The sequence below is a fragment of the Rhodoferax sp. UBA5149 genome, assembly GCF_002413825.1.
Classification (GTDB): Bacteria; Pseudomonadota; Gammaproteobacteria; order Burkholderiales; family Burkholderiaceae_C; genus Rhodoferax.
Genome location: NZ_DHXT01000049.1, coordinates 1 through 12809, shown reverse-complemented (window position 1 = coordinate 12809; position 12809 = coordinate 1). Strand labels below are relative to the sequence as shown.

Annotated in this window: 15 protein-coding genes; 3 read left to right on the top strand and 12 right to left on the bottom strand. The window is 59.4% G+C overall.

All coding sequences use genetic code 11. The annotated features are described in order from the left end of the window. From B3V69_RS03990 to B3V69_RS03955, 8 genes are all read right to left on the bottom strand, one after another. The coding region (locus B3V69_RS03990; RefSeq protein ID WP_296444022.1) for a beta-ketoacyl synthase N-terminal-like domain-containing protein at positions 1-710 on the bottom strand (710 nt) is incomplete at its 3' end. Positions 711-870: 160 nt separating this feature from the next. Continuing rightward, positions 871-1110: an acyl carrier protein gene (gene acpP, locus B3V69_RS03985; protein WP_296444020.1), complete on the bottom strand. Its 240-nt coding sequence runs from the start codon at positions 1108-1110 to the stop codon at positions 871-873. 169 nt (positions 1111-1279) lie between these two features. Further along, positions 1280-2029 (bottom strand): 3-oxoacyl-ACP reductase FabG, encoded by a 750-nt coding sequence (fabG, locus tag B3V69_RS03980; RefSeq protein WP_296444018.1) that lies wholly within the window; start codon positions 2027-2029, stop codon positions 1280-1282. Continuing rightward, on the bottom strand, positions 2022-2987 hold the full coding sequence (fabD, locus tag B3V69_RS03975; RefSeq protein ID WP_296444016.1) for an ACP S-malonyltransferase: 966 nt from the start codon (positions 2985-2987) through the stop codon (positions 2022-2024). Before fabD ends, fabG begins: the two co-directional genes overlap by 8 nt. A 63-nt stretch (positions 2988-3050) precedes the next feature. Next, positions 3051-4028, bottom strand: a complete 978-nt coding sequence (locus tag B3V69_RS03970; protein ID WP_296444015.1) for a beta-ketoacyl-ACP synthase III — start codon at positions 4026-4028, stop codon at positions 3051-3053. Positions 4029-4031: 3 nt separating this feature from the next. Beyond that, positions 4032-5081, bottom strand: coding sequence for a phosphate acyltransferase PlsX (plsX, locus tag B3V69_RS03965; protein ID WP_296444012.1), 1050 nt, complete (start codon positions 5079-5081; stop codon positions 4032-4034). 107 nt (positions 5082-5188) lie between these two features. Then, on the bottom strand, positions 5189-5371 hold the full coding sequence (gene rpmF / locus B3V69_RS03960) for a 50S ribosomal protein L32 (protein WP_114973162.1): 183 nt from the start codon (positions 5369-5371) through the stop codon (positions 5189-5191). Between the two features lie 108 nt (positions 5372-5479). Next, complete coding sequence (locus B3V69_RS03955) at positions 5480-6028, bottom strand: YceD family protein (protein WP_296444007.1); 549 nt, start codon at positions 6026-6028, stop codon at positions 5480-5482. A 25-nt stretch (positions 6029-6053) separates the two neighbouring features. On the opposite strand from B3V69_RS03955, the gene B3V69_RS03950 reads away from it, so the two are divergent. Together B3V69_RS03950 and B3V69_RS03945 are read left to right on the top strand one after the other, a co-directional pair. Further along, positions 6054-6647, top strand: a complete 594-nt coding sequence (locus B3V69_RS03950) for a Maf family nucleotide pyrophosphatase (protein WP_296444005.1) — start codon at positions 6054-6056, stop codon at positions 6645-6647. 2 nt (positions 6648-6649) lie between these two features. Continuing rightward, on the top strand, positions 6650-7438 hold the full coding sequence (locus B3V69_RS03945; RefSeq protein ID WP_296444002.1) for an SAM-dependent methyltransferase: 789 nt from the start codon (positions 6650-6652) through the stop codon (positions 7436-7438). Between the two features lie 19 nt (positions 7439-7457). Here B3V69_RS03945 and B3V69_RS03940 read toward each other — a convergent pair whose 3' ends face one another. The 4 genes from B3V69_RS03940 to B3V69_RS03925 are packed head-to-tail and all read right to left on the bottom strand — an operon-like array spanning position 7458 to position 10584. Beyond that, a complete protein-coding gene (locus B3V69_RS03940) occupies positions 7458-8516 on the bottom strand; it encodes a S49 family peptidase (protein ID WP_296444000.1) in 1059 nt (352 codons plus the stop codon). Position 8517: 1 nt separating this feature from the next. Beyond that, positions 8518-8883, bottom strand: coding sequence for a Rieske (2Fe-2S) protein (locus B3V69_RS03935; RefSeq protein ID WP_296443998.1), 366 nt, complete (start codon positions 8881-8883; stop codon positions 8518-8520). A gap of 17 nt (positions 8884-8900) precedes the next feature. Beyond that, positions 8901-9587 (bottom strand): HAD family hydrolase, encoded by a 687-nt coding sequence (locus B3V69_RS03930; RefSeq protein ID WP_296443996.1) that lies wholly within the window; start codon positions 9585-9587, stop codon positions 8901-8903. Continuing rightward, positions 9565-10584 carry an RluA family pseudouridine synthase gene (locus B3V69_RS03925; RefSeq protein WP_296443994.1) on the bottom strand — a complete coding sequence of 340 codons (1020 nt, stop codon included), beginning with the start codon at positions 10582-10584 and terminating at the stop codon, positions 9565-9567. The genes B3V69_RS03930 and B3V69_RS03925 overlap by 23 nt, the downstream gene beginning before the upstream one ends. Before the next feature lie 522 nt (positions 10585-11106). Here B3V69_RS03925 and B3V69_RS03920 point away from each other — a divergent pair. After that, positions 11107-12809, top strand: a 1703-nt coding sequence (locus B3V69_RS03920; RefSeq protein ID WP_296443992.1) for an Rne/Rng family ribonuclease, incomplete at its 3' end; no start/stop codon positions are given.

Below are 12809 nucleotides of genomic sequence, written 5' to 3'. Positions count from 1 at the left end.
CCCAACACAAAGCCATCGCGGTCCTTGTCCCACGGGCGCGAGGCCGTCTGAGGGTCATCGTTGCGCGTACTCAAGGCCCGCATGGCCGCAAAACCGCCAATACCCAGAGGCGACACAGTGGCCTCGGAGCCCCCGGCCACCATGACATCAGCGTCACCGTATTCGATCATGCGGCCGGCTTCACCAATGCAGTGCAACCCGGTGGTGCAAGCCGACACGATGGCCATATTGGGCCCTTTAAAACCATAGCGGATCGCCACGTGACCGGCAATCATGTTGACAATCGTGGACGGCACAAAAAATGGGGAAATACGACGCGCGCCCCGATTGACGAACTCGGTGTGCATCTCTTCAATCATTGGCAAGCCGCCAATGCCAGAGCCAATCAAACAACCGATACGGGTAGACAGTTCATCACCCAGCGCATCCAGCGTGGGCAGGCCTGCATCGGCAACCGCCTGGCTGGCCGCTGCAATACCGAAGTGAATGAAGGCGTCCATCGTGCGCGCCTCTTTGGGACCGATATAGGCCCCCAGATCAAAGCCCTTGATTTCACCCGCGATTTTGCAGGCGAAGCTTGATGCATCAAACTTCGTGATCAGATCGATACCGGATTTCCCGGCAAGCAGGTTGACCCAGGCATCAGCCACTGTGTTACCCACGGGGCTGATACAACCCAAACCTGTTACGACAACGCGACGACGGGACATAGGAATTTGCAGTCAGTAGTTGATCTAAAGAAAGCCGCCTGGAGCGGCCTGAAACCAGGCTTGTGGACTGGAGCCCTATGCTATTTTTTGCCAGCGCAGTCCGTCACAGTCAGCCGAAGTCAGGGCGTGGACGCTTGGGCGCGTCGCACACACCAGACCCTTACGATTTCTTGTGCGTATTGGCGTAATCGATCGCGTTTTGCACGGTCGTGATTTTTTCGGCGTCTTCATCCGGAATTTCAATTCCAAACTCATCTTCCAGTGCCATCACCAGTTCCACCGTATCGAGCGAATCTGCGCCCAGATCGGCGACAAAGGCTTTTTCATTGGTGACCTGTGACTCTTCCACACCGAGTTGTTCGGCAATAATTTTTTTAACGCGTGCTTCGATATCGCTCATGGGTTCCCTCAGAGGGTTGTAAATGAATCCGTGATTTTAGCCGGGCTTCGGGGCGATTCCCCAATCCAGCTGCCGAACGGATAAATCGGCTTGATTTTTATGGCCAACTAAAGACTTTGCGGGACAGCTCGCAGCTTGCGCGCAATAAACCTGCTCCGCCCTCAACCGACTAATTCATGAACATGCCACCGTTGACGTGCAACTCCTGCCCCGTCACATAGGACGCTTGCGGGGACGCCAGATAGGCCACCGCGTGGGCGATGTCCGATGGCTTGCCCAGCTGCCCCAACGGGATTTGGCTCAACAATGCTTTGTGCTGATCTTCCGGCAGGCCGGCGGTCATGTCGGTTTCGATAAAACCCGGCGCCACGCAATTGACCGTGATGTTGCGCGAGCCCAGTTCGCGCGCCAGCGCGCGGGTCATGCCCGCCACCCCCGCCTTGGCAGCGGCATAGTTGGCCTGCCCCGCGTTGCCCGAGGCCCCCACCACGGACGTGATGCTGATGATGCGGCCATAGCGTTGCTTCATCATGGTGCGCATCACGGCGCGACTCATGCGAAACACCGCCTTGAGGTTGGTGTCGAGCACGGCATCCCACTCGTCGTCCTTCATGCGCATGGCCAGGTTGTCACGCGTGATGCCGGCGTTGTTCACCAGCACCTGCAGTCCGCCATGTTCTTTGACAATGGCGCCAATCAAGGCCTCGGCGGCCGGCGCATCGTTGACATTCAAAGTCTTGCCGCTGCAGCCAGGGAACGCCGACAGCGTCTGCCCGATTTTTGCCGCGCCGTCGTCGGTCGTGGCCGTGCCAATGACCCTTAGCCCGCGCTGCGCCAGCGCCAGGGCAATGGCAGCGCCAATACCGCGCGATGCACCGGTCACCAGGGCGACCTGTCCTTCAAATATCACGTCACTCATGCTCAGCACCCAACAGTACGGTTTTCACATCGGCCAGACTGGCCGGGTCCAGCAGCGCCATGCCGCTCAATTCCGGGTCAATGCGTTTGACCATGCCCGCCAGCACCTTGCCGGGGCCGCACTCCACGATGGCGGTCAGACCCCGCGCCTTGATCGCTTGCACGCACTCGACCCAACGCACCGGCCCGAACGCCTGACGGTACAGCGCGTCGCGAATGCGGTCGGCATCGACCTCGACCGCGACGTCGATATTGTTGATCAACACAATCTGGGGTGGAGAAAACTCGACCGATTCCAGTTTTTCCCGGAGTCGGTCAGCCGCCGGTTTCATCAAGCTCGAATGGAAAGGGGCCGACACCGGCAGTGGCAAAGCGCGCTTGGCGCCGTTGGCCTTCAACACTTCACAGGCTTTTTCGACCGCTGTCTTGCTGCCGGCAATGACGGTTTGAGCGGGATCATTGAAGTTGACGGCTTCCACCACCTCCGCCGAATCTTCGCCAAATCCCCTTGTCACCTCGGCGCAACCCGCTATTACTTTGGTAGCCTCCATGCCCAAAATGGCGGCCATGGCGCCAACGCCCACCGGCACCGCCTGCTGCATGGCCTGGGCCCGGAAGCGAACCAGCGGCGTGGCTTGGGCCAGCGTCAACACGCCGGCCGCCACCAGGGCCGAATATTCACCCAGCGAATGGCCAGCGACCGCGGACGGCGCAACACCGGTCTCGGCCATCCAGACACGGTACGCTGCCACTGCGGCCACCAGCATCACCGGCTGGGTATTCGTGGTCAAGGCCAATGCTTCCTTGGGGCCGCCTTTGATGAGCTTGGCAAGGTCTTCTCCCAGGGCATCAGAGGCCTCCTGGAGTGCCTCAAGCACCACCGGATGATCGCCCCAGGCGTCCAGCATGCCGACAGACTGGGATCCCTGACCCGGAAAAACGAAGGCAAAAGGTTTCATGCTGTATTTGTCAAAATTACGGTTTAAATCAAGCCGCAGCCCTTGCTGCACATGTATTAAAAGCTACAGTTGCAATAGCACCGCGCCCCAGGTGAAACCGCCGCCCACACCTTCGAGCAGGAGCAATTCACCGGGTTTGACCTTGCCACTGCGCACCGCGGCATCCAGCGCCAGGGGAATGGAAGCGGCAGAGGTATTGCCGTGCTGGTCCACCGTGACGATGACCTTGTCCATCGACAGCTTGAGCTTCCTGGCGGTGCTCTGCATGATGCGAATATTGGCCTGGTGCGGAACCAGCCAGTCAATATCAGCCGCTGTCTTGCCCGCCTTCGCCAGTGTGGTGCGAGCAGCGCCGTCCAGCAAGCCCACGGCCAGCTTGAACACCGCCTGGCCATCCATTTTCAGCAGCGGTTTGCCCAGCACATTGCCGCCAGACACATGGCCCGGCACACACAGAATGCCAACATGCTTGCCATCCGCATGCAGGTCGCTGGCGAGGATACCGGGGGTGTCGGACGCTTCCAGCACCACGGCGCCCGCGCCATCACCGAACAGCACGCAGGTGGTCCGGTCCTTGAAATCGAGAATGCGGGAAAAGACTTCTGCGCCAATCACCAGCGCCTTCTTGGCAGCGCCGGTCTTGATCATCGCGTCGGCAATGCTCAACGCGTAGATAAAACCGCTGCACACGGCCTGCACGTCGAACGCCGCGCAGCCGTTGGCGCCCAGCTTGTTCTGCAAAATGCAAGCCGTCGAGGGGAACACCATGTCGGGCGTGGAGGTGCCGACGATGATCAGGTCAATATCTTTGGCATCCACCTCTGCGGCCTGCAAAGCGCGGCGCGCGGCCTCGAGGCCCAAATCACTGCTGCACACATCCGGCGCCGCAAAATGGCGGGCCCGGATGCCGGTGCGTTCAACAATCCAGTCGTCCGAGGTTTCAACCCCCTGCGCGGCGAGCTCTGCCGCCAGATCGGCGTTGGTCAGTCGATGGGGGGGAAGATAGCTGCCGGTACCGGTGATGCGTGAATAAAGTGTCATTGATCAGGCGAGTGCGACCGCGTTGGGCTGTACGGATGAATCAATAGCAACCAACAAAGGCGCAGCGTGAGCAATCCGGACTTGAACTCGGTCAAGCAAGTTGTTTCGGGCTGCATCATACGCCCGCTTCAAAGCGTACTCAAACGCCAGTTCGTCGGCTGAACCATGGCTCTTGAAAACCAGGCCGCGCAGGCCGAGCAAGGCGCCGCCATTGTAACGACGATGATCCATCCGATTTTTAAGAGCAGATATGATGGGATAAGCCGCAATTGCCGCCAATTTCGTAAAAATATTGCGAGAGAACTCGATTTTCAAAAAATCGACAATCATGGTCGCCAAGCCTTCGCTGGCTTTCAGGGCCACATTGCCAACAAAACCGTCACACACGACGATGTCGGCGGTTCCTTTGAAAATATCGTTGCCCTCGACATTGCCATAAAAATTCAAGTCACCGGCTTTAGAAGCAGATCGCAGCAATTCACCGGCTTTTTTAATAACTTCGTTGCCTTTAATGGCTTCTTCGCCAATATTGAGCAAACCCACTGTGGGATTGTCATTGCCACTCAGAACGGACACCAGGGCGGAGCCCATCATTGCGAACTGCAGCAAATGCTCGGCTGAACAATCGACATTGGCGCCCATATCCAGCACCGTGGTGGCTTCGCCCTTGGCATTGGGGATTTGTCCGGCAATGGCGGGCCGATCAATGCCGTCAAGGGTTTTGAGCAGGTAGCGCGAAATAGCCATCAGCGCGGCCGTATTGCCGGCCGACACGGCCGCTTGCGCCGTACCGTCCTTGACCTGCTGGATGGCCACGCGCATGGAAGAGTCTTTTTTTCGCCGAAGTGCCACTTCGAGCGGATCGTCCATGCCGACAACCTCACTGGCGGCGACGATTTTGGCGCGTGCATGAGAAAACTCGCTCAGACTGTCCGGCAGCCCCACCAGAAGCAGCTGCACATCGGCGTGTTGATCCAGAAAATGACGGCAGGCAGGAAGCGTGACGCGCGGTCCGTGGTCGCCTCCCATGCAGTCGACAGCGATAGTGATCATGGGGAACTAGTGCGAGCAGGCAAATGGCAACCGGATACCGGGCGCATAAAAACAAAGGCCCGACGCTACAAACACGGTAGCCTCGGGCCTTGGCTTAATGAAAACTATCAGGCTTCAGACTTGGTCTTGAGCACTTGGCGGCCACGGTAAAAGCCGTTGGGGCTGATATGGTGACGCAGGTGGGTTTCGCCCGTGGTGGACTCAACCGCGATACCCGGCACAACCAGCGCATTGTGCGAACGGTGCATACCGCGCTTGGAAGGTGATTTTTTGTTCTGTTGGACAGCCATGATCTGCTCCTTGACGTGTACGTTGCGAAGACCGCAACATCTTGGGTTAGTGGAACACGCGACTTCTCAACTCGCGTGAAGCCCACAATTATAGCGCACCTGGACGTCTTAGGAAGATTTATCCCCTTGCAGCTTGGCCAACACCGCGAAAGGATTGCGCTTTTCAGCGGACGCAGCCTCAAAACCCGGGTCCGCCACCGCCAGTTTGACCTCGACCGGACACTCTTCATGGCGAGGGACCAAGGGCAAGGCCATCAGCACCTCATCTTCGATCAGGTCGGTGAGTTTGAATTCCTGACTCAAGGCCAGCACATCTTCCTCAGCCTCGTCATCCTGCGCCTCGGCCGCTTCTTCGCTATCAACAAAGCGAAACGATCGATTCACGACCACCGCAAGATCCACCGGACCCATGCAGCGCTGGCAGGTCAAAGGCAAACTGGTGTCCACCGTCAAATGCAACCAAACCTGCTCGGCGCCCGCTTCATCGGTCCGCAACTCGCCACGCGCCGACCAGTTGAGTGGTCGTTCAGCCCCTAGCCCTTGCGTTTCCTTCATCAGGCGCTCGTATTTCGATAGCAAATCATGTCCGGCGATCTCGCTTGCAGCCTGCGCAAACGCCTTGACATCCAGATGGGAGGGGGGGGACTCATGTTTCATGCACGCAGTGTAAGAGAATCACGGCATGTCTGAACCTACCTACCGAAAACTCGTCCTGGGCTCTACCTCGCCCTACCGCCGTGAACTTCTGGAGCGCCTGCGCATTCCGTTTGAAGTCGCAGCCCCCGATGTCGATGAATCCGCGAAGGCTTCCGAGACGCCGATGCAACTGGCATGCCGGCTGGCCATGGCCAAGGCCCGCGCCGTGGCCGCGCAATTCCCGTCCCGTGTGGTGATCGGCTCGGACCAGGTGGCGGATCTGGACGGTCAAGCCCTCGGCAAGCCGGGCAACCACGCTCGCGCCACGGCACAGTTACAACAGATGCGTGGCAAGACCGTGATTTTCCAGACGGCGGTGGCGGTGGTCTGCCTTGAAACCGGATTTGCGCAAATGGACCTGGCCCAGGTCAAAGTGAAGTTTCGCGAACTGTCGGACTTTGAGATCGAAAGCTACCTGCGGGCGGAGACCCCTTACGACTGCGCGGGCAGCGCCAAAAGCGAAGGTCTGGGCATTGCCTTGCTGGAGTCCATCGACAACGACGACCCGACTGCGCTGGTGGGCCTGCCGCTGATTCGCACCAGCCGGATGATTCAGGCCGCCGGCGTCAGGGTGTTATGAGCATGAGCACGACACCCACCAACACGGCACAGCGTCCCAAGGGCCGCCTCTACCTGGTGCCCGCCCCGCTGGATTTCGGCTGCGACAGCGAGGTCAACCTTCAAAACACCATGCCCTGGGGCACGCTGACCGTGGCGGCACAGCTGCAGTATTGGGTCTGCGAAAACGCCAAATCAGCGCGCGCTTACCTGAAACGCGTCAATGAAATCACCCCGCTGAGCAGCACGATTCAGACCCTGCACATTCAGGAACTGCCACGCGAAGTGCATAAGAAAGGCGATCACACCGGCAACTTTGACGCGCGTCATCTGCTGGCTCCGGCGCTGGAAGGACATGACGTGGGGCTGGTCAGCGAAGCCGGCATGCCCGCCGTGGCCGACCCAGGTTCATCGGTGGTGCGCGCGGCCCACGACTTGGGGATTGAGGTGATTCCGCTGACCGGCCCGGTGTCGCTCCTGTTGGCCTTGGCCGCCAGCGGGCTCAATGGCCAGAATTTTGCGTTTGTCGGTTACCTGCCACAGGACGGCGCCGAGCGATCCCAGCGCATCAAGGAACTGGAATCGCTGGCATTGAAAACCGGGCAGACCCAACTGTTCATTGAAACGCCCTATCGCAATGCCGCCATGTTGCAGTCGCTGCTGCACACACTGCAGCACAACACGCGACTGGCCGTGTGCAGCGGGCTTACCCTCGAACGCGGCGTCTGCCGCAGCGACACCATCAAAAACTGGCGGCAAAAGACCTCACCACTGAACAACGCCACCCCGGCGGTGTTCGCCCTTGGCCGTTAATATTCGTCGTGGCGGACGATCACCGGATCGCAGGAATTGATTGGATGGCGTGCACCGCGCCTGCACCAATGGACGCGCCGAAACGCTTGACCAAGCGCTCAGCCACATTGTCACGGCGGGTGTAGTCAACGATTTCCTCGGCCTTGACGATCTCACGCGCCACGAAGTCAAGATTACCCAACTGGTCCGCCAGCCCCAGTTCAATGGCCTGCTGACCACTCCAGAACAAGCCGCTGAAGATTTCCGGAGTTTCTTTGAGCCGGGCTCCACGACCGGCCTTGACCGCGTCAATGAACTGCTTGTGGATCTGGTCCAGCATGGCTTGTGCGAAAACCCGGTGTTTCTCGGTTTGCGGGCTGAACGGATCCAGAAATCCCTTGTTCTCGCCCGCCGTCATGAGACGGCGCTCCACACCCAGCTTGTCCATCAGTCCGGTAAAACCGAAACCGTCCATCAGCACGCCGATGCTGCCCACGATGCTGGCCTTGTCGACAAAAATCTTGTCAGCCGCCACCGCGATGTAGTAGGCAGCCGACGCACAGGACTCTTCGACCACGGCATACACCGGCTTCTTGTGCTTGGCCTTGAGGCGCCTGATCTCGTCGTTGATGATGCCAGCCTGCACCGGGCTGCCGCCGGGCGAGTTGATCAACAGCACCACCGCCTGGGCGCCGTCGTCTTCAAACGCTCCGCGCAAGGCGGCCACCACCAGTTCGGCGCTGGCTTCTGCACCCGACGCTATTTCACCCTTGATATCCACCACCGCCGTGTGGGGCGTCGATGCATCCTTTGTCGCGCCGTTGCGACTGATCACACCCCAGGCGATAAGAATGAAAAATGCCAGCCAGGCCAGCCGTACAAAATTGCGCCAGCGGCGTGCCAGCCGCTGCTCGTTCAGCGAAGCGAAGGCCAGCTTTTCCAGCGTGGCGCGCTCCCAGCCCAGACTCTCAGGCGAGCCCTCTTTTGCTCCGTTTTTGCTAGCATATGTCGCACTATTGACGGGGGCTGCCGCCTGATTTGAGGTCACATCCGGCGCCGGGCCGGCTGGCGATGATTCGGGAATAAGGGGTTCGGTCATTTCAAAACTCTAGGGGTTTCAGGTTGTGGGCAGTATGCCAGTGCACGACACCATCAAACTCGGACAGGTGAATCTTGATCAAGCCACCCCGACAAGGGCCACCGCGGCAGGCACCGGTTTGCGGCTGATAGGTGGCGCCATGCGTAGCACACATCAGCCAGTGACCGGTGTAGTCAAAAAAACGGTTGGGCTGGTAGTCCATCTCCATCGGCACATGGGCGCAACGGTTCAGATAGGCGTGCACCTGGCCCTGGTATCGAATGGCAAAAGCACGGCAGGTCTGGCCGCAATAGGTCACGTCAAACGGGACGGCTTCGGCGCTGTTGACCAGGTCGGCCGAGTTGCACAGGGGAATGATTTGCGTCATGTCGGGGTTCTGGCCCTTCAGGCGTTGGCCAGCAGCCAGTCGTGCAGTTCGCGCACTGAATGCGCCACGTAGCGGGGGTTCAGGGCCATGAATGCGTCGGGATCATGGGCGCCATAACTCACACCCACACTGGGGCACCCGGCGTTGAGGGCCATCTGCAAGTCATGCGTGGTGTCGCCAATCATCAGCGTGCGCGCGGGCGCCACACCAAACTCGTGCATCAACTCCTGCAACATGCGGGGATGCGGCTTGCCCGCCGTCTCATCGGCCGTGCGCGAGCCATCAAACATGCCTTTGAGCTCCACCGCCTGCAAGGTCTCATCCAGACCTTGTCGGCTTTTGCCGGTGGCCACCGTCAGCCAATGCTGGCGTGATTTCAAATCCGTCAGCATGGCCAGAACACCTTCAAACAGGCTGATATCGTTCTGGTGGGCGATGTAATGGTGGCGGTAACGCGTACCGAGTTCAGGGTATTTGTCCTCGGGCACATCGGGCGCGGCATGCGCTAGCGCCTGCATCAAGCCCATGCCGATCACGTAAGCCGCATCCCGGTCGCTCGGCACGATACCGCCGACGTCGCGCACCGCGTTTTGAATGCAGCGCGTGATGATGGAGGTGGAATCGAACAGCGTGCCATCCCAGTCAAAGGCGATCAAATCAAACTGGCGCGAGGTTGGCTTGTCAGGAGGGAGAGGGTGCAGCATGGGTCGCAAACGCTTCAAGGTCAGAGGGTAAAGGGGCCAGCAGCTCCACACGCTCGCCGCTGGCCGGGTGGTTGAACTGCAAGCGCCAGGCATGCAGGAACATGCGCTTGAGAGCGGGCAATTTTCCAGCCCGCAGCAAGGTCTTGTTCAACTCAAAGTCGCCGTATTTGTCGTCTCCGGCAATGGGAAAGCCTTCGCTGGCGAGATGGACGCGGATCTGATGGGTGCGCCCGGTCTTGATGGTGACTTCGAGCAAGGTAAAGCCGGTGGCGGTCGTTTCCCGAACTTTCACCAGGGTGACGGAAGGCATGCCGTTGGGGTCGTCCCGGGACACCACCTTGACACGCCGCTCGCCGTCCGGCAACAGATATTTATGCAGCGGTTTGTCCAGCACTTTTTTGTTGGACGGCCAGCGACCAGCGACCAGCGCCAGATAAGTCTTGCCGGTTTCGCGCTCGCGAAACTGGTCTTGCAGGTTGGTCAAGGCGCTTCTTTTCTTGGCAATCAGCAAAATGCCGCTGGTGTCCCGGTCCAGCCGGTGCACCAGTTCCAGAAATTTGGCCTGCGGCCTGGCCATGCGCAATTGTTCGATCACGCCAAAACTCACGCCCGAACCGCCATGAACCGCCACGCCCGCCGGTTTGTCAATCGCAAGCACATGCTCATCTTCAAACAGAATCGCAAACTCACGCGCCGGTGCGCCACGCGCCACGTTGTCGGCCATGGCTTGCGTCTTTTCAGCCATCCGCTCGGAAACCCGCACCGGTGGCAGGCGCACGATGTCACCCGCCGCCACGCGTGAATCAGCCGACGCCCGGCCTTTGTTGACCCGGACCTCACCACTGCGGATGATGCGGTAAACGTGGGTTTTGGGCACGCCCTTGAGCTGGCGCATCAGAAAATTGTCCAGGCGTTGGCCCGCGGAATCTTCATCGACGAGGACCGTTTTGACCTGGGGCAGCGGCGGGACTGGATTGCCCCCTATAATGTGTTTCACTAGCGATGCGCTGTAAGTGGTTGATTTAACTGAAGGTTAACTCGCAGTTTGGATGGAGTTTAGTCCACCCACCATCACCAGCCCCACTAGTAGGTCGATGCCGCCGGATGTTGTGCACGCAAACCGCAAGCCAGATGCTTGGGGTGGCCTGCTAAACATACGGTCACGACGACGCGTTGAAACACTGATACGGAATACCCCAAGTTCATAGACAGTCTGTCTGTGAACGGAATGAAGCGAGATGTTTGTGTTGATGAGCCTGATTCAAATATGCCAACGGTGCGTTTACGTCCCGTTTTTCGGCATGGATCGGCCATCGGCCCCCGTCAAACGGGCGCAACCAGCTATTAATTTAATAGCGTTTCCACAACCCAAACCCCTCGCATCCCTCCACGCGCCTACGCCAAGACTTATCATTTAAGTCCCGGTTCTCCGGCAATTCCTCCTCACTTCAAAGCGTCAGTTCTGGTATCTAAAGCTCGTCAAGAGCATGTTGGTTATTTGAATTGAAGGATGCTACCCATGAAACGGATGCTGATAAACGCCACGCAGGCTGAAGAACGCCGCCTGGCCATCGTCGACGGACAAAAACTCCTCGACTACGAAATTGAAATCGAAGGGCGCGAACAGCGCAAGGGCAACATCTACAAGGCCGTCGTCACCCGCGTCGAGCCGTCGCTGGAAGCCTGCTTTGTTGACTACGGTGAAGACCGCCACGGCTTCTTGCCGTTCAAGGAAATCTCCAGGCAATATTTCCAGCAAGGCGTGGCCGTCAGCCAAGCCCGCATCCAGGATGCCATCCGCGAAGGCCAGGAACTGCTGGTGCAAGTGGAAAAAGAAGAACGCGGCAACAAAGGTGCCGCGCTGACCACTTTCGTCTCGCTGGCCGGTCGCTACGTGGTGCTGATGCCCAACAACCCGCGCGGTGGCGGTGTCTCGCGCCGGATCGAAGGCGAGGACCGTGCCGAACTGAAGGAAGCGCTGGACCAGCTTGAGTATCCCAATGGCATGAGCATCATTGCGCGCACCGCCGGCATTGGCCGCAGCGCGCCGGAACTGCAATGGGACCTGAACTACCTGCTCAAGCTGTGGACCGCCATTGACGGCGCCGCCAAGGGCGGCAAGGGCGCCTACCTGATTTATCAGGAATCCAGTCTCGTCATCCGCGCTATTCGTGACTATTTCAACAACGACATCGGCGACATCCTGATCGACACCGACGATGTGTACGAGCAGGCCCAGCAGTTCATGGCGCACGTGATGCCGGAACACGCCGCCCGCGTCAAGCGCTACCGCGACGACGCACCACTGTTCAGCCGTTTCCAGATCGAACACCAGATCGAATCGGCCTACGCCCGCACCGTGCAGTTGCCCAGTGGCGGCGCCATCGTGATTGACCATACCGAAGCGCTGGTGTCAGTGGACGTCAACTCGGCCCGTGCCATCAAGGGTGGTGACATCGAAGAAACGGCCACCCGCACGAACCTGGAAGCCGCCGACGAAGTGGCACGCCAGATGCGCCTGCGCGATTTGGGCGGCCTGATCGTGATCGACTTTATCGACATGGAAGAAAGCCGCAACCGCCGCGACGTCGAAAACCGCCTGCGCGATGCACTGCGGCAAGACCGCGCCCGCGTCCAGTTCGGCACCATCAGCAAATTTGGCCTGATGGAAATGAGCCGCCAGCGCCTGCGCCCGGCACTCTCGGAAGGCGCCTCCATCCCCTGCCCGCGTTGCGGCGGCGCTGGCCACATCCGCGACACCGAATCCAGTGCGCTGCAAATTTTGCGCATCATCCAGGAAGAATCCCTGAAAGACAACACGGCCTCGGTGCTGTGCCAGGTGCCGGTCGAGGTCGCCTCCTTCCTGCTCAATGAAAAGCGCACCGAGATTGCCAAGATCGAGTTGAAGCAGCGCATCAACGTGCTGATGGTGCCCAACAAGACGCTGGAAACCCCGAACTACAAGCTGGAGCGCCTCAAGCACGACGATCCGCGCCTGGACAATATTGAAGCCAGCTACAAAATGGCTGAGGAAATAGAAGATCCGACGTCGGTGACGCGCCGCTCGCAGGAGCCGACCAACAAGCAGACCCCGATCATCAAGGGCGTCTTGCCCGATGCACCGGCACCCGCTGCAATCCCCAAACCTGAGCCTGCAAAGCCTGCAGTGGCGGCACCGCGCCATGCGCCCAAGCCAGCCCCTGCCGCCGCCGCACCGGCGCC